15 protein-coding genes are annotated in these 16,268 nt (G+C 71.9%); 11 read left to right on the plus strand and 4 right to left on the minus strand.

Annotation, left to right across the window (positions count from 1 at the left end):
- Both ACZ4MH_RS01065 and ACZ4MH_RS01070 read right to left on the minus strand, forming a co-directional pair.
- Complete coding sequence (locus ACZ4MH_RS01065; RefSeq protein WP_467753690.1) at positions 1 to 918, minus strand: esterase/lipase family protein; 918 nt, start codon at positions 916 to 918, stop codon at positions 1 to 3.
- 76 nt (positions 919 to 994) lie between these two features.
- Positions 995 to 2,191 carry an MGDG synthase family glycosyltransferase gene (locus ACZ4MH_RS01070; RefSeq protein ID WP_351598021.1) on the minus strand — a complete coding sequence of 399 codons (1,197 nt, stop codon included), beginning with the start codon at positions 2,189 to 2,191 and terminating at the stop codon, positions 995 to 997.
- Positions 2,192 to 2,232: 41 nt separating this feature from the next.
- Here ACZ4MH_RS01070 and ACZ4MH_RS01075 point away from each other — a divergent pair, with 41 nt between their 5' ends.
- The 4 genes from ACZ4MH_RS01075 (at position 2,233) to ACZ4MH_RS01090 (ending at position 5,833) form a co-directional block, all read left to right on the plus strand.
- Entirely contained in the window at positions 2,233 to 3,012 is a 780-nt protein-coding gene (locus ACZ4MH_RS01075) for a polysaccharide deacetylase family protein (protein WP_351598019.1), read from the plus strand.
- A 105-nt stretch (positions 3,013 to 3,117) separates the two neighbouring features.
- Positions 3,118 to 3,954 carry an SDR family NAD(P)-dependent oxidoreductase gene (locus ACZ4MH_RS01080; RefSeq protein WP_467753693.1) on the plus strand — a complete coding sequence of 279 codons (837 nt, stop codon included), beginning with the start codon at positions 3,118 to 3,120 and terminating at the stop codon, positions 3,952 to 3,954.
- A gap of 49 nt (positions 3,955 to 4,003) precedes the next feature.
- On the plus strand, positions 4,004 to 4,936 hold the full coding sequence (locus tag ACZ4MH_RS01085) for a DMT family transporter (protein ID WP_351598017.1): 933 nt from the start codon (positions 4,004 to 4,006) through the stop codon (positions 4,934 to 4,936).
- A gap of 3 nt (positions 4,937 to 4,939) precedes the next feature.
- Positions 4,940 to 5,833 carry a DMT family transporter gene (locus ACZ4MH_RS01090; RefSeq protein ID WP_351598015.1) on the plus strand — a complete coding sequence of 298 codons (894 nt, stop codon included), beginning with the start codon at positions 4,940 to 4,942 and terminating at the stop codon, positions 5,831 to 5,833.
- Positions 5,834 to 5,906: 73 nt separating this feature from the next.
- On the opposite strand, the gene ACZ4MH_RS01095 is transcribed toward ACZ4MH_RS01090, so the two are convergent.
- Together ACZ4MH_RS01095 and ddaH are read right to left on the minus strand one after the other, a co-directional pair.
- Positions 5,907 to 7,235 carry a patatin-like phospholipase family protein gene (locus ACZ4MH_RS01095; protein ID WP_351598012.1) on the minus strand — a complete coding sequence of 443 codons (1,329 nt, stop codon included), beginning with the start codon at positions 7,233 to 7,235 and terminating at the stop codon, positions 5,907 to 5,909.
- Between the two features lie 367 nt (positions 7,236 to 7,602).
- The gene (gene ddaH, locus ACZ4MH_RS01100) at positions 7,603 to 8,415 is read right to left on the minus strand and encodes a dimethylargininase (protein ID WP_351598009.1); all 813 of its coding nucleotides are present in this window, start codon (positions 8,413 to 8,415) and stop codon (positions 7,603 to 7,605) included.
- Between the two features lie 265 nt (positions 8,416 to 8,680).
- Between ddaH and ACZ4MH_RS01105 the strand changes: the two genes are divergently transcribed.
- The 7 genes from ACZ4MH_RS01105 (at position 8,681) to ACZ4MH_RS01135 (ending at position 16,210) form a co-directional block, all read left to right on the plus strand.
- A complete protein-coding gene (locus ACZ4MH_RS01105; protein ID WP_351598007.1) occupies positions 8,681 to 9,337 on the plus strand; it encodes a response regulator transcription factor in 657 nt (218 codons plus the stop codon).
- A 66-nt stretch (positions 9,338 to 9,403) separates the two neighbouring features.
- The gene (locus tag ACZ4MH_RS01110; RefSeq protein WP_351598004.1) at positions 9,404 to 11,089 is read left to right on the plus strand and encodes a sensor histidine kinase; all 1,686 of its coding nucleotides are present in this window, start codon (positions 9,404 to 9,406) and stop codon (positions 11,087 to 11,089) included.
- A 385-nt stretch (positions 11,090 to 11,474) separates the two neighbouring features.
- The gene (locus tag ACZ4MH_RS01115; RefSeq protein WP_351598001.1) at positions 11,475 to 12,188 is read left to right on the plus strand and encodes a GAF and ANTAR domain-containing protein; all 714 of its coding nucleotides are present in this window, start codon (positions 11,475 to 11,477) and stop codon (positions 12,186 to 12,188) included.
- A 181-nt stretch (positions 12,189 to 12,369) separates the two neighbouring features.
- The gene (gene ctaD / locus ACZ4MH_RS01120) at positions 12,370 to 14,070 is read left to right on the plus strand and encodes an aa3-type cytochrome oxidase subunit I (protein WP_351598030.1); all 1,701 of its coding nucleotides are present in this window, start codon (positions 12,370 to 12,372) and stop codon (positions 14,068 to 14,070) included.
- Positions 14,067 to 14,435, plus strand: a complete 369-nt coding sequence (locus tag ACZ4MH_RS01125) for a hypothetical protein (protein ID WP_351597999.1) — start codon at positions 14,067 to 14,069, stop codon at positions 14,433 to 14,435. The genes ctaD and ACZ4MH_RS01125 overlap by 4 nt, the downstream gene beginning before the upstream one ends.
- 158 nt (positions 14,436 to 14,593) lie before the next feature.
- Positions 14,594 to 14,905 (plus strand): hypothetical protein, encoded by a 312-nt coding sequence (locus ACZ4MH_RS01130; protein WP_351597997.1) that lies wholly within the window; start codon positions 14,594 to 14,596, stop codon positions 14,903 to 14,905.
- A 45-nt stretch (positions 14,906 to 14,950) separates the two neighbouring features.
- Complete coding sequence (locus tag ACZ4MH_RS01135; protein ID WP_351597995.1) at positions 14,951 to 16,210, plus strand: nucleotide sugar dehydrogenase; 1,260 nt, start codon at positions 14,951 to 14,953, stop codon at positions 16,208 to 16,210.
- Positions 16,211 to 16,268 lie beyond the last annotated feature (58 nt).

The following is a 16,268-nucleotide window of genomic DNA, read 5'->3' on the forward strand; positions in this document are numbered from 1 at the left end:
CTACGGAGCGGGCGCGGGCTTCGGCGTGGCCGCGGGCGCGGTCTTCTTCGGCTTCCCCGGGCCGAGGGCGCGCAGTACTTCCCGCATGGCGTACGGCGAGTAGACGATGGCGTTGTGTTCGCTCAGGTCGGCGACGCACAGGTCCTGCAGAAGGACGTTGCGGACGTTCGGGCCCTTCAGCCAGCACGAGGTGTAGGGCGTGACCACCTCGTCGTACTTGGTCGCGATGACGGTGTAGCGCACGCCGTCGACGGTGTCTGCGCCGTCGTTGAGCTTGTTCATGAAGGGGCTGCCCTTGTGCTGTTCGGTGCACGCGGGCACGGCCAGGTTGGTGAGCTCGATGGTGGCCGGGTACTGCTTCATGAGCGCGGCGATGCCGTTGCCGGTGGTGCCGTGGTTGTTCGGGGCCAGGCCGATCAGATGGTGCACCTTGGCGGCGCCGCCGAGGTACTTCAGGTAGTAGCGCGGCAGCATGCCGCCCTGCGAGTGCCCGATGATGTCGACCTTCTCGGCCCCGGTGGACTCCAGCACCCGGTCGACGTAGGCGGCCAGCTCCGCCGCCGACTCCTCCATCGACGCGATGCCGTGGACCAGCGGTACCCGCGGATCGGCCCCGTAGTCGAGCCGGAAGACGCTGTATCCGGCGGCAGCGAGGACGGGGGCGACGGTCAGCCAGTAGGTCTCGGCGTTGCCGAAGGTGCCGTGGACCAGGACGACCGGGCGCGGGTGGTCCTCGTCCGGGCGCGCCGACCAGTCGTCGATGCCCGGCGCGCGGGTGAGGGCGGTGGCCGCCTGCGTCGTGATGGCCGCTGCCTGGGCGAGGGCCAGCCCGTCGGCCATGGCGCCGGTGACGCTCTTGGAAACCGCTTCGAGCGGGTTGGGGATCGGTAACTTGGGACCTTTTCCGGTGGGGAACATTGAATATCCTCCCGACATGACGGAATCACCCTTTCCGCCTCGAATAAGCGGATGGGCCCCGTTATGCGGCCTCACGCTATCGCTCCGAAGGCGATCTGCCCCCGTTCGGTTTCTCCCGAGGGCCGGTATCCCGCCACCCCGAGGGCACGCCGTCCGCGCAGCCCGATGCCGCGAGGACGGCGTCCGCGGCATCGGCCCGGAACAGCGCCCGCCCGGCGGCGATCCGGGCCTCCCGCACCGGCCCTTCGCGGGTCAGGCCGTCGAGTACGCGCAGCAGGTCCGCCGGGTCGCGGGCGTGGCCCGACAGGCCGGCGGCCGCCATCCGGCGGGCCCCCGCCGCGCCGTGTCCGGGGATCGGCCGGTAGCTCACCACCGGCAGCCCGGCCGCCAGCGCCTGGGCCGCCGTCTGCCCCGCCGCGTTCTCCACCAGTACGCCCGCCGCCGCCATCAGGGCCGGTACGTCCGCCACCCAGCCGAGCGCCACGGCCCCGGGCACCCGGCCGATCCGCCGTCGCAGCGACCGGCTGCGGCCGCACATCACCACCGGCAGGTAGCCGCCGTCGCGGAGCAGCGCCGCCGTGTGCGCCAGGTGCGAGGCCACGCCCCAGGCCCCGGCGGAGAGCAGGACCGGGGTGCGGCCGGGGGCCCGGGCCGCGAAGCGGCGGGCGAAGAAGGCGGTACGGGACGGGGGCGGCGCGGTGCGGAACGCGGCGGGCACCACAGGGCCGACCGCTTCCGCGCCCCGGCCGCCGAGCCGGCCGATCTCCTGCGCGGTCTCCCGGGTCGGGCAGAGGTGCAGGTCGTTGCCGGGATGGAGCCACTGGCGGTGCACGGCGAAGTCGGTGAGCACGACGACGCTCGGGCAGCGCAGCGCCCCGGCGTCCCGCAGCCGGCCGCTGACCTGCGCGGCGAGGTGGAAGGTGGCGATCACCGCGTCGGGCTCCGCGCCGGCCAGGCGGCGCCGCAGCTCCTTGGCGGCGGGCGCGACGACCGGCGAGGTGTCGGCGGGGCCCAGCTGCGGACGGCCGGGCCCAGCGGGCGGGCGGGGCGCGAAGTAGGCGCGGTAGATCGCGTCGTAGAGCGCGGGCGCGTGCCGCACGGTGGCGGCGTAGAAGCCGCGCAGGGCGGCGCCGGTGCCGGCCGGCAGCAGGTCGAGGACGTCCAGGGTCTCGGCCTGGTGGCCGCGGCCGGTCAGCCGGTGCGCGAGTTCTCCGGCCACCGCGTGGTGACCGGCCCCCATGCCGGCGCTGAGGATGACGAATCGTCCGCCCACGTGTCCACCGCCCCGGTCCGGGTGCCCTTCCCGAGCATTCCATGACGTACGCGACCATACTGGACGGCATGCGCATCGACCGTCCTCCGCTCGGTCCCGCCGCGTGGCAGGCGGCGGGCGCGGCCGCGACAGCGGCGGCCGCGCTGCACATCGTCCCGGCCGGGACCTGGCTGCCACCCGTACGGCGCGTCCTCTTCCCCGGTCTCGACGGCCAGGGCCATCCGGGGCACGTCGCGCTGACCTTCGACGACGGCCCCGACCGCGCGAGCACGCCGCGCTTCCTCGACGCGCTGGACGGCCTGGGCGTGCGGGCGACCTTCTTCCTGCTGGGCGCGGCACTGGCCGAAGCGCCCGAGGTGGGGCGGGACATCGTGGCGCGCGGGCACGAGGTGGGGCTGCACGGCTGGGACCACCGCAGACCGTGGTGGCCCGCGCCGGCCCGTGAACTGCGCGAGCTGCGCCGGGCCGTCCGGGCGGCCACCGACATCTGCGGAGTGCGGCCCCGGTGGTACCGGCCGCCCTACGGCATCCTCACCGGCGACCGGTGGGCCGCGGCGCACCGCCTCGGGCTGCGCACCGTGCTGTGGTCCGTGTGGGCGCGTGACTGGGTGGCGGAGGCCGATGCCGCCGCGGTCGTGCGCACCGTGGAGCGCCGACTGGAGGGCGGCGCGACCGTCCTGCTGCACGACAGCGACCGCACGTCGACGCCCGGTTCCTGGCGCGCCACACTCCAGGCGCTGCCCGTACTGGTGCAGCGCTGCCGCCACCAGGGCCTCACGGTGGGTCCACTGCGGGACCACGGCACCGACACGGGGTGGTGACGCCCGAGGTGGCAATTGCCCGGATCATCACGAAAGTCATGTCATGCTGGTCCGGATCTGGTATCAGGACATAGAGGGTGAGCCCCAGCCCGGAGGAGGTCTCCTGTGGAAGCCGCGGGACCGCTGCCGCACAGTCCTGTACTCCCGGAGGACCGGCCCGGGCGCCACGGCCCCGCCCCACGGGCGCACCGGACCGGCGCACCGGTGGCGCTGATCACCGGCGCCTCGTCCGGCATCGGCGCGGCCGTCGCCACCCGGTTCGCCGCCGAGGGCGGCTGGCAGCTGCTGCTGAACGGCCGTGACCAGGAGCGCCTGGGCCGGATCGCCGACCGCTGCGGGGCCACGGCCCTCCCCTGCGACCTGGCCGACCCGGCGGGCTGCGGGCAGCTGGTCGACAGCGCCTTCGACGTGGCGGGCGGCGTGGACGTCCTGATCGCCGGGGCCGGCATCGGCTGGGCCGGCCCCTTCACGGCCATGCCGCCGGCCGCCATCGACGAGGTACTGGCGGTGGACCTTGCGGCCGTCATGCACCTGACCCGCCGGGTGCTCCCCCACATAGTGCGCCGCGACCGCGGACACCTCCTCTTCGTGGGGTCGATCGCGGGCGCCGTGGGAGTACGCGAGGAGGCCGTCTACTCGGCGGCCAAGGCGGCCGTCGCGGCCTTCGCCGAGAGCCTGCGGTACGAACTGGCCGGCAGCCGGGTGCGGGTGTCGGTGGTGGTGCCCGGCGCGGTCAACACCCCTTTCTTCACCCGCAGAGGCGCGCCCTACCAGCGCTCCCGGCCGCGGCCGATCGCCCCGGCCCGGGTCGCCGACGCCGTCTGGGACGCGGTGGCGCACGAGCGCAGCGAGGTCTTCGTCCCCGGCTGGCTGCAGTTCCCCGCCCGCTTCAAGGGCCTCGCCCCGGCCCTGTTCCGGCGGCTGGCCACGCGCTTCGCCTGAGGGGCCGCCCGATCCGTCCTCTCCAGGAGGACGACCGAGGAAGGACGTCGTGCTGAGCTACCTCCTGGCCGTGCTCGCCGCCTGCGCCAATGCGGCCGCCTCGGTGCTGCAGCGGCGCGCCAGCCGCGACCTGCCGGGCGAGGACAGCCTGCGGCCGCAGCTGATCCTGCACCTGCTGCGCCGCCCGGTGTGGTTCGCCGGCTTCCTCTGCGTGATCCTCGGCTTCGTCCTGCAGGCGGCCGCGCTGGCGACCGGCAGCCTGTCGGTCGTCCAGCCCATCCTCGTCATCGAGCTGCCGGTGACGCTGCTGCTGGCGTCGCGGGTGTTCCACACCCGGCTGCACCACCGCGAGTGGCTGTCCGCCGTGGGCATGACCGGCGGGCTGGCCGCCCTGCTGTACTTCCTCTCGCCCGCCCCCGGGAACGGCGAGGAGGCGGGCTGGCAGGCGTGGACGGTGGGCGTCGGCGCGAACCTCCTCGTCGTCGTCGCCACCGTGGAGTGGGGCCGCCGCCAGTCTCCGGCGCTCCCGGGCGGCGCCAGCCGCAGGGCCGCCGCCTTCGGTGTCGCCGCCGGCTGCCAGTTCGGGCTGACGGCCGCCTTCATGAAGGGCGCGATGGGCCGCGAGGAGGAGGGCCTGACCGCGGTGTTCGCGGCCTGGCAGCTGTACGCGATGGTCGCGGCGGGCATCCTCGCGATGTTCCTCCTCCAGTCGGCGCTGCACGCCGGCAACCTGCTCGCGGCCCAGCCCGGACTGACCCTCTCCGACCCGCTGGTGGCCATCCTGTGGGGCTCCCTCGCCTTCGCGGAGCACGTGCGCGGCGGCTGGTACGTGGTGCCGGCCGTCGCCGGCGGCGCGCTGATCGCCGGCTCCGCGCTGGTACTGGCCCGTTCCCCGCTGCTCAAGGGGGAAGCGGCGCTGCGTGAGGCCGCCCGGGTGCCCTCGGCCGAGCAGCCGCCCGCCGGCCGCCCCCCGGTGCGGTGAAGCATGCTGTACCTCTACGGTGTCCTCGCCGCCTGCCTGTTGGGGCTGGGCTTCGTCCTGCAGCAGCACGCGGCACGGGAAGCGCCGCTGACCGACATGCTCAGCTTCCGGCTGCTGCTGGACCTGATGAAGGTACCGCTGTGGCTCGCCGGGATCGGCTGCATGATCGTCGGGCAGATCTTCAGCGTGCTCGCGCTGAGCCAAGGCGACCTGTCCCGCGTCGAACCGCTGCTGGCCACCAACCTGCTGTTCGCCATGGTGCTGGCCCGGTGGCTCAGCGGGGAGCGGCTGGGCTGGTCGGGCTGGGCCGGCGTGCTCCTGCTCAGCGGCGGCGTGGCGGCCTTCATCATCGCCGGAAGCCCGTACAGCGGGCCCGCCCACACCGGCACGCTGCGGCACTGGATCGTCTTCGGCGGCGTCCTCGCGATCGCGCTGCTCCTGGTACTGACGGCCCGTCATGTGCGCCTGGTGGAGGAACCGCCGCTGCTGGCCGCCGCCGCGGGTGTGCTGTACGGCCTCCAGGACGCGCTGACCCGCGTGTCCAGCTCGATCGCGGAGGACCACGGCCTCGGGAGGATGCTGCTGAGCTGGGAGCCGTACCTGATCGTGGTGCTGGCCGTGACGGGCCTGATGCTGGTCCAGAGCGCCTTCGAGGCCGGGCCGCTGCGGATGTCCCTGCCGGCACTGACCGCGGCCGAACCACTGGCCGGCATCGCCTGCGGCATCGGCTTCCTCGGCGACCGCATCCGCGTCACCCCCGCCGCACTGGCGGGCGAACTCCTGGGCCTGGCAGCGGTAGTGACCGGCGTCTTCCTCCTCGGCCGCCACCCGGCCATGCCCACGGGCAGCCACGGGGGCCCGGACGATGCTCCGGACGAGCCGCCCGAAGGGGCCTAGGGCGTTTCGGGCAGGCCCCGTCCCGCCGTCCCGCCATCCGGGCGGGCGGACGGCGGGACGTTGCGGACACGACCTAGGCGGCGCTGACGGCGTCGTTGCGCCACAGGAGTTCGCCCTCGCGCTCCTCCGCGTTGCTGAGGATCAGTTGTGCGTCTTGCTGGCCCAACTTGATTGCCTCGTTGATGAATTCCGGTTCAAAAAGCACGTAGCTGAGCAGCTCGCCACGACTGTGTCCAGGGCCGAGCAGGGTGGCGAGGAAACTCAGGTCCAGATTCTGCAGACGGCGGATCCCGCGGAAATAGGTATCCAGGACGTATGCGGCACGTTCACCGAGCTGTCCGTACTGACCGGGGGCCGGCCCTCCGAAGAGGTAGTCGATGACCTCGTAGTCGCGCCCGCGCGGGCTCTTCACCGGTTTGCTGGACTTGATCAATTCGTCCATCTTGCCGAGGGTGCGGACGTCTTCGATCATGCGATCGGCCATCAGCCCGTTCAGGATCTGGGCAGAATCGTCCAGGATGGACGGCTCGGTCTCCCCTATCCCGCGGGGCTGGGGAAGGTATCGCACGGGCGCGGTCGCGATGACCGCGACTCGGCTCACGCCGAGCTCGATCGCCGGCTTGATGGGTGCGTTGAGCCGCACACCGCCATCCATGTACCAGCCACCGGCCAACCCGATGCGAACCGGCGGGAACGCCACGGGGATCGCGGCGGATGCCAGCACATGCTCCTCGGTGAGGACGGCCCGGGTGTAGTCCACCGCCCGGTCGGCGTCGCTCGGCGGCAGCCGGTCGGCTCGCGGCCCCTCCACGAAGATTTCGGTGCGGCCGCTGTAGCACGCCGTGGTGGCCACCGCCACGGCCTGTACCGTCCCGTTCTGCAGGTTGTCGTGCAGCTGACGCCAATCCAGCTTCTTCTGCAGGGTCTTCCGCAGCGGAGCGGTATCGAGCAGAGCGGACAGCGAGGCGCGGGACGGGTTCAGCAGCCCGGCGAGGTACTGCCTGAGGACCACCGGCACGGCCCTGGGCAGGAACGGCTCGAAGACCTGGTTTTTCGTTATCCCCCGCCACACCTTCAGTGCCTCATCGGCGGCCTGTTGCGCGGGCAGGTGGGCGAGCGAGGCGAAGAGCGCCGCGTTGAGGGCCCCTGCGCTGGTGCCGACGAACACCCCCGGCCGCTGGCGACGCTCGTCAAGCTTCGGCAGGAGCGTCGCCAGCATCCCGGCCTCGTATGCCCCGCGGGCGCCGGCCCCGGCCATCACGACACCGATGTTGCCGTCACTTGTTTGCGCACGCGATTCAGACGGCGAGGCGCGCTTGGACTCGGCAGCACGGCGAGCTCCCTCGCTGACCGTCCTGGATCCCGTCTCTCGCTGCGACGTCTTGGGTTCCGTCTCGGGCATGATCTCTCCCTGTTGTCGGCCGGCGCGTGCGATGGTTCATGGGACGGCTCTACGAGGCCGGGGTTCGATTGCCAGTTCGGCTCGTCCACCCGGTTCCAGGCATGCACTGGGTTGAGCGGTGCTGTGTTGAGCGGTGCTGTGTTGCGAGGTGCCTTGTTGACCGGACGTGCTGGGACTCGGCACATTCGGAGAGCAGTTGCCGTTGTGGTTCGAGGGACTCCCCGGTCTCCCCGCCTCCCACCTCGTGCGACAGGTGCTGGTGCAATAGCAGTCCTCTTGGCGGCACGTCGCAATGGCCGAACCGGCCATTGCTGGGCCCGTGCCTACCGCTGCCGCTCGGCGGCCCGGCGGCTCGCCGGTCCGGGTGTCACCCCTCGCGCAGCTCCAGGGTGCAGCACTTGACGCTGCCGCCGGCCTTGAGGAGTTCGGTGAGGTCCACGCCGATCGGCTCGAACCCTCGCTCGCGCAGCCCCGCGACGAGCCCCGTCGCGGATTCCGGCAGCAGCACGTGGCGGCCGTCGGAGAACGCGTTGAGGCCGAACACCGCCGCGTCCTCGGCCGTCGCGAGGAGCGCGTCGGGGAACAGCTCGCGCAGTACCGCCCGGCTGCCCGGCGTGAACGCCTCCGGGTAGTACATGACCTCGTCCTCGGAGAGCACGGCGAGCGCGGTGTCCAGGTGGTAGAAGCGCGGGTCGACCAGGGTCAGGCCGGTGACCGGCACGCCGAAGAACTCCTGCGCCTCGGCGTGCGAGCGGGGGTCGGTGCGGAAGCCGGTACCGGCCAGGAGTCGGCGGCCGACCAGCAGGTAATCCCCCTCCCCCTCGTTGACGTGCTCGGGCCAGTACGTCTCGGTGAAGCCGTGGGCGCGCAGCCAGGAGAGGTACAGCGGCCCCTCGGCGGTGCGCTTCTCGTGCCGGAAGCGGGCGCCCAGCACCCTGCCGTCCACGACCGTGGCGCCGTTGGCCGCGAAGACCATGTCGGGCAGCCCGTCGGCCGGCTCGATGACCTCCACGGTGTGGCCCAGCTCCCGGTACAGGGCGCGCAGTTGCTCCCACTGGGCGAGGGCGAGCCCGCCGTCGACCGGCTTCTCGGGCTCCATCCAGGGGTTGATGGAGTACGTGACGTCGAAGTGGCGGGGCGCGCACATCAGAAGGCGGCGCGGCACGGCGGTACGGGACATGGCGTCTTTCCCTTTATTCGGGTTGTTCGGGGGACGGTTATTCGGGGGGCGGTCGAAGTGTCGGCGCGCGGGGTGTGCGCCGGGTGAAGCGCGCGCGAAGCTCAGACGTCGCGGCGGCGCGGTAGTGCTCAGACCTTAGGGAGCGGGGAAGGGGCCGGTCAGGGGTCCTTCGTCAGCGGTGGTACGGCACTTTCGTCAGCGTCCGAGGGGTTACGCAGGCGGTAGCGTGGGCCCGCTCTGTGCACGTACGGAAACGGGGGAGACGATGATCCGAGTGCTGCTGGCGGACGACGAGGCGATGATCCGGGCCGGGATCCGGGCCATCCTCGGTACGGCCGAGGACATCGAGGTCGTCGCCGAGGCGTCCGACGGGCACGAGGCCGTGGCGCTCACCCTCAAGCACCGCCCGGACCTGTGTCTGCTCGACATCCGGATGCCGCGCCTGGACGGCCTGCAGGCCGCCGCCGAACTGCGCCGGGTCGCGCCCGGGAGCGCGGTGGTGATGCTCACGACGTTCTCCGAGGACGAGTACATCGCGAGCGCGCTCGGCTCCGGCGCCGCCGGGTTCCTGCTGAAGTCCGGCGATCCGCGCGAGCTGATCGCCGGCGTGCAGGCGGTCGCCGAGGGCGGCGCCTACCTCTCCCCCGCCATCGCCAGCCGGGTGATCAACCGGCTGGACTCCGGGCAGCTCGGCAAGCAGGCCGGCGCCCGGGCGCGCATCGAGGGCCTGACCGGCCGCGAACGGGATGTGCTCGCCCTGGTCGGCGCCGGTCTGTCCAACGCCGAGATCGCCCGCCGGCTGCACGTGGTCGAGGGGACCGTGAAGGCGTACGTCAGCCAGATCCTCGCCCACCTGGACGTCAGGAACCGGGTGCAGGCGGCAATCCTCGCGTACGAGGCCGGGGTCGTCCAAGAGGACTGATATCCCGCGTTTTTGATGACTTTCGTCAGGGGCGCGGGAGGCGGGGCATCGGCGATCCTGGACGGCATGAGCAGCATGACCGGTTGGCTCCCGCGCCCCTACGACCTGGTGCTGTGGTCCGCAGTGACCGCACCGCCGGCCGTGGCCCTCTTCGAGTTCCCGCCCGGGCGGCCGCTGTTCGTCGCGTTCGCGTCCGTACCGCTGCTCGCCGTGGCCGTACTGCTCTGCCGCCGCCGGCCGTTGGCAGCGCTCGGGGTACCGGTCGCGCTGGGTCTCGCGCAGAGCGTGGAGCTGCTGAGTCCGCTGTACTGGCCGGCGCTCGCGACCTTCGCCTACCTGGCCGGGCGCCGCATGGCGGAGATCCGCCCGGCCCTGTGGTTCTTCGCGGCGGTCGCGGTGGCCGGGCTGCCGCTCTGCGCGATCATCGGCCACGATCTGTGGGGCTGGCCCCAGATGCTGCTGGTGCTGCTGCCGTGTGCGGTGCTGCCCTGGCTGCTGGGCCGCCTCCGGCGCCAGTACGCCGAGCTGGTCGGCAGCGGCTGGCGGCTGGCCGACCGGATGGAGCGCGAGCAGCAGGCCGTCGCCGACCGCGCGCGAATACGCGAACGGGCCCGGATCGCGGGCGACATGCACGACTCGCTCGGGCACGAGCTGACGCTGCTCGCGGTGCGCGCGGGCGCCCTGGAGGTCGACCCGTCGCTGGACGCCCGCCACCAGGCGGCCGTCGGCGAGCTCCGGGCAGCGGCGGGCGCCGCCACCGAACGGCTGCGGGAGATCATCGGCGTACTGCGCGCGGACGACGAACAGGCGCCGGTGGTCCCGTCGGAGGAGACCGTGGAAGCGCTGGTCGAACGGGCACGGAAGTCCGGCGTCGACATCCACCTGGCGCGCACGGAGGCAGCGGACGGCGTGGCCCGCACGGGGGAAGTGGCTGGCGTGGCCCGCGCGGACGCAGCGGACCGCGTGGCCCGCACAGGTGCAGTGGACGGGCTGTCGCCGATGGTCGGCCTCGCCGTGCACCGCGTGGTCCAGGAGTCCCTGACGAACGCGGCGAAGCACGCGCCGGGCGGCGCGGTGCGGGTACGAATCGACCGCGCGGACGGCACGTTGTCCGTCGCGGTGGTCAATGAGCCCGCCGCCGCGGATGCGCCGCCGCCCGGCGTGGCCTCGGGCGGCGCCGGGCTGGTGGGCCTGGACGAACGGGTCCGGCTGGCGGGCGGCACGCTCCGGACGGGGCCGACCCCGGAGGGCGGCTTCGAGGTCGCGGCCGAACTGCCGACGGGTGCGGGCGCGGGGACGGTCGCGGACGCGCGCGCCGCCGGACCCGACTCCGGACCCGACCCCAACCCCGCCGCCGGCCCCGGCTCCGGAGCACCCCGCAGTACGTCCGCCCGCGAGCTGGAGCGGGCCCGCCTTCAGGTGCGGCGGCGGCTGACGCAGACCGTCGTGGCGCCACTGGCGGCCCTCGCCGGCATCCTGCTCCTGATGATCCCGGTCAGCCTGGTCAGCTCGTCCTTCTCGGTGCTGGACCGCGCCGCGTACGACCGGCTGCGGGTGGGCCAGGACGAGCGGGCCGTGGAGGACCGGCTGCCGGCCTTCACGAGCGACGGGCCGCCGGACGACGCACCGCCCGCGCCGCGCGGCCGGCGCTGCGCGTACTACAACACGGGCGTGTTCGCCTCCGACGCCTACCGGCTCTGCTACGAGAGCGGGCGGCTGGCCGACAAGTCCGTGGTGGGCGGGAAGGAGTGAACGGGGAACTTCCGACGGTTCAAGAGGGCCGGGACTGTCCGAGCCATCTTTGCCTGCGTGTTCGTACGTCGGGCACGACGGACGCGGCGGACCTCGTGGCATGTCCCCTTGGCATTCCGGCTGGCCCGGTACGGGGCGGGCCCGCCCGGAGGGACCGTAGCGGGAGGCCCGGCTCCGGGCGCCGGATGGCTCGGACGGCACGGTACGTGTCCGAGTCATAGTCATGGCGCGCGGCCGGTGCGGGACCCTGTGAGAGTGCTGTTACCGAGTGGATGCGCACGGTGCGCGGCATTGCCCGAGGAGGCGTCAGGGCCGACCGCGTGTTCGTCACCCCCTGCCTGCCGGACGACCGTCCTCCTCCCTCTTCACGGCCGTAAGGATGATCATGGGTCGCGAGCAGTTCCTGGCCGACGTCTTCGTGGACTTGGCCGACGCCTCCTACGGGCAGGCGTTCGACACGACCGGCTACTTGCAGCGGTTCGCCACCCGGTGCGTGCAGCTGCTGGACGTCTCCGCCGCCGCGGTGCTGTGGGCGCCGCCCGGCGAGGGGCTGCAGCCGGTCGCCGCGAGCGAGCCGGACCCGGCCTTCACCGACCTGCTGACCATCGCGGCGCTGGAGGGACCCGCGCGGGAGACCTACCGCACGACCTCCCCGGTCGTCTCGGTGGACCTGCTCTCCACCGCCCCGCGCTGGCCCGCCTTCACCGAGCAGGCCCTCGCCGCCGGGTACCGCTTCGCCAGCGCGGTCCCGCTGACCCACCGGCGGCAGGCCGACGGCTGTCTGCTGTTGCTGCGTACGGGCTCCGCTCCGGTGCCCGAGCCGGACGTGCGGCTGGGCCAGGCGCTGGCCCACGTCGTGGCCGTCAGCCTGTGCCACCAGGAAGCCCTGATCACCTACCGCAGGGTCAACGACCAGTTGCGCACCGCGCTGCAGAGCCGTATCGCCATCGAACAGGCCAAGGGCTTCCTGGCGCACCGCATGGGGGTCAGCGTCGACGAGGCGTTCGAGGTGATGCGCGGCCACGCCCGCCGCCGCGGCAGGCGCCTGCGGGAGGTGGCGAGGGAGGTCGTCGAACATGCGCTGATCCCCGACGCCTGACGCCCGACGCCTGACGCCCGACCGGTTCCCGGGGGCTCCCTGGCCGGGACGGATTCCCCTCTCCCACGTACGGCCCAATGGCACGGCTGCTTTCGGCCGGTGCCGTATACCAGCCGTGTACCCATGGGAGCGGAAAGGGAGTGGCGTCGTGACGACGCAGACGGAGCGCCCGGATCAGCCGATGGTCCGAGAAACCCCCCGTCGCACGAGAGGCGCCGTGGTGGTGACGTGGCTGACCACCACGGACCACAAGAAGATCGGCTCTCTCTACATGGTGACGGCCTTCATCTTCTTTCTGTTCGGGGGGCTGCTGGCGCTTTCCATGCGTGCCGAACTGGCGCGCCCGGGCCTGCAGATCCTCTCCAACGAGCAGTTCAACCAGGCGTTCACCATGCACGGCACCATCATGATGCTGATGTTCGCCACCCCGCTCTTCGCCGGTTTCACCAATGCCATCATGCCCTTGCAGATCGGCTCGCCGGACGTGGCGTTCCCCCGCCTGAACATGCTGTCCTACTGGCTTTTCCTCTTCGGTTCGCTGATCGCGGTGGCGTCGTTCGTGACGCCGGGCGGCACGGCCGATTTTGGATGGTTCGCCTATACGCCACTGTCCGACGCCACCCGGACACCGGGGGTCGGCGGGGACATGTGGGTGATGGGCCTGGCGCTCTCCGGATTCGGCACGATTCTCGGCGCCGTCAATTTCATCACCACGATCATCTGCATGCGGATGCCCGGCATGACGATGTTCCGGATGCCGATCTTCACCTGGAACGTGCTGCTGACCAGCGTGCTCGTCCTGATGGCCTTCCCCGTCCTGGCCGCGACCCTGCTGGCGCTCGCGGCGGACCGGAAATTCGGGGCCCATATCTACGATCCCGGCAACGGCGGCGCGCTGCTGTACCAGCATCTGTTCTGGTTCTTCGGGCATCCCGAGGTCTACATCATCGCCCTGCCGTTCTTCGGTGTGGTCACCGAAATCATCCCGGTGTTCGCCCGTAAACCCATCTTCGGTTACATCGGACTGGTCGCGGCGACCATCTCGATCACCGGTCTTTCGGTCACCGTGTGGGCGCACCACATGTTCGTCACCGGCGGCGTGCTGCTGCCGTTCTTCTCGTTCATGTCCTTCCTGATCGCGGTGCCCACCGGGGTGAAGTTCTTCAACTGGATCGGCACGATGTGGCGCGGCTCCCTGTCGTTCGAGACGCCCATGCTGTGGGTCCTGGGCTTTCTCCTCACCTTCCTCTTCGGCGGACTGACCGGCGTCATCCTCGCCTCTCCCCCGATGGACTTCCACGTGAGCGACAGCTATTTCGTGGTCGCGCATTTCCATTACGTCGTGTTCGGCACGGTGGTCTTCGCCATGTTCGGCGGATTCCATTTCTGGTGGCCCAAGTTCACCGGCACCATGCTCGACGAACGGCTGGGGAAGATCCACTTCTGGACGCTCTTCGTGGGCTTTCACACCACGTTCCTCGTCCAGCACTGGCTGGGCGCCGAGGGGATGCCCCGCCGCTACGCCGACTACCTCTCGGCCGACGGCTTCACCGCCCTGAACACGGTCTCCTCCATCGGCGCCTTCCTCCTGGGCGTCTCGACTCTGCCGTTCCTGTACAACGTGTGGCGGACCGCCAGGTACGCGCCGAGGATCACGGTCGACGATCCCTGGGGCTACGGCCGGTCCCTGGAGTGGGCGACGTCCTGCCCGCCGCCGCGGCACAACTTCGAGACGCTGCCCCGGGTCCGCTCCGAGTCCCCCGCCTTCGACCTGCACCACCCCGGCGTCGCCATGCTGGACCAGGCCGAGGCCACCGGGCGCAGGGACATGCTGGACGAGGACCCGGACACCTCGCTGCGCGGCGGCACGGGGGAGAAATGAACCCGCAGTACGGCCCGGACGAGCGCGCGGCCGACGCCGGCCTCGGCCGGCTGGAGGGCTATCTGCTGTGCTGGACGGAGGCCGAGCGGGCCCGGACCGAGGCCGCGGCGTTCGCGGACCGGATGCCCTGGCTCACCACGGCGCAGCGCGAAGAGGTCATCCGCCAGTACACGGACGACCGGCTCGCCCTCACCCGCCGCTACCTGGAACGGATCCGGCACCGCTGCGCGGAGCTCCAGGAGGAGTACGCCACCCGGTACCGAGCGCTGCGCCACCGGGTGCTGTGCCTGGCGGTGACGGCCGCGCTGTCCGCCTGCGCCCTGGCCGGCTGCGTACTCGGCCTGCTGACCGCCGACGGCCGCTAGCCCGCCCGGCGGCACGGCTGACCGGTCATACGATCTTTTCGTGTCACCGGATCGGCATATTGTCGCTGGTTCGGGTGCACCTTGACGGGTGAATATTACGCGGGAGGGCGCAGGGGCAGCATTCCGGCGATGCTCGTTCCCCGCGAAAGGAAAGTCATATGCGCCGAGTCGGCTCCGTTTTCACCCTGGTAGCCGTCGCGCTCATCGCGAGCGTTTCCGCGGTCGTGCCTGCCGCTGCCGCCCCGAGTGACGGCGAAGTCACTGTTTTTGAAACCGAGTTGCAGCCGCTCACCACGTACGAGAATCCGGTGGGCTGTCAAAAGCTGCCGCCCGCCGCTCATGTCCTCGTCAATCGCACCGACAAGCCCGTCCAGGTGTACGGCGATCCGTTCTGTCTCTCTCCGTCGCTGACCGTGCAGCCGGGATTCGGGGCGCACGTCCCGCCGAACAGCGGGAGTTTCTCCGCCTGACGCGGGTGCGAGGAAGAAGCCGTTGCGAACGAGGGGGGATTTTCCATGACCGTCGATCTCGCCGTGATCGGCCTGGGGCACGTGGGGCTGCCGCTCGCGCGGGCCGCGTGTGCCGCGGGTCTGAGCACCGTCGGGTACGACGTCTCCGCCGCGGTGGTGAGCGGGCTCAACGAGGGGCGCTCGCACGTCGGCGGGGTGGCGGACGCGGACGTCGCCGAGATGGTGGCCGCCGGGTTCCGCGCGACGGACGACGCGTCCGTGACCGGCCGGGCCGACACGGTCGTGATCTGTGTCCCCACGGGACTGGGCGCGGGCGGCGCGCCGGACCTCGGCGCGGTGCGGACCGCGTCCCAGGCCGTGGCCCGTGGCCTGCGCCCCGGCATGCTCGTCGTCCTGGAGTCCACGAGCTACCCGGGCACCACGGAGGACGTCGTCCGGCCGATCCTGGAGGAGGGCAGCGGACTGCGGGCCGGTACGGACTTCCATCTCGCGTACTCGCCCGAGCGCATCGACCCCGGCAACCGGCGGTTCGGGATCGGCAACACCCCGAAGGTGGTGAGCGGTTGCACCCCCCTGTGCGCCAAGCACGCCGTCGCCTTCTACGGCCGGTTCGTGGAGACGCTGGTGGTATCGCGCGGCACGCGGGAGGCCGAGATGGCCAAGCTGCTGGAGAACACCTACCGGTACGTCAACATCGCGCTCGTCGACGAGGTGGCGCTGTACTGCGACCGCGCCGGCATCGACGTGTGGGACGTGCTGTACTGCGCCGCGACGAAGCCCTTCGGGTTCGCGCCGTTCCGGCCCGGGGCCGGGGTGGGCGGCCACTGCATCCCGGTCGATCCCCGCTATCTCGCGGCGAAGGCCGACGCCGAGGGCTTCTCCTTCCGGATGCTGTCCGCGGCCCACGAGGTGGTGTCGCGCATGCCGGAGCACGTCGCCGGCCGGGCCGTCGGGCTCCTCGGCGACATGGGGAAGGCGCCCGCGGAGGCGGCGGTCGTCCTGCTCGGCGTGGCGTACAAGCCCGATGTGGCCGACGCCAGGGAATCGCCGGCGGCTCCCGTGGCGAGCGGCCTGCGCGCCCGGGGCATCACGGTCCGCTATCACGACCCGTATGTACCGGAATTCGCCGCGGACGGTGAATTCCTGGAGCGCGTGGAGTCCTTGCCGGACGCCCTGGCCGGTGCCGACCTGGCAATTCTCCTGCAGGACCACACCTGTTACGACATGACGACGCTGACCCGCGCGGACTGTGCCCTGCTGGACACCCGCGGAAGGGCCTCCGGAGCCCGGGTCACGCTCCTCTGAATTCCAGACTTGCGGGCCTTCGGAGAAGGAAGGCCACGCGAGGCGGCGCCGACGTTCT

The organism is Streptomyces sp. NPDC026301 (assembly GCF_055567935.1).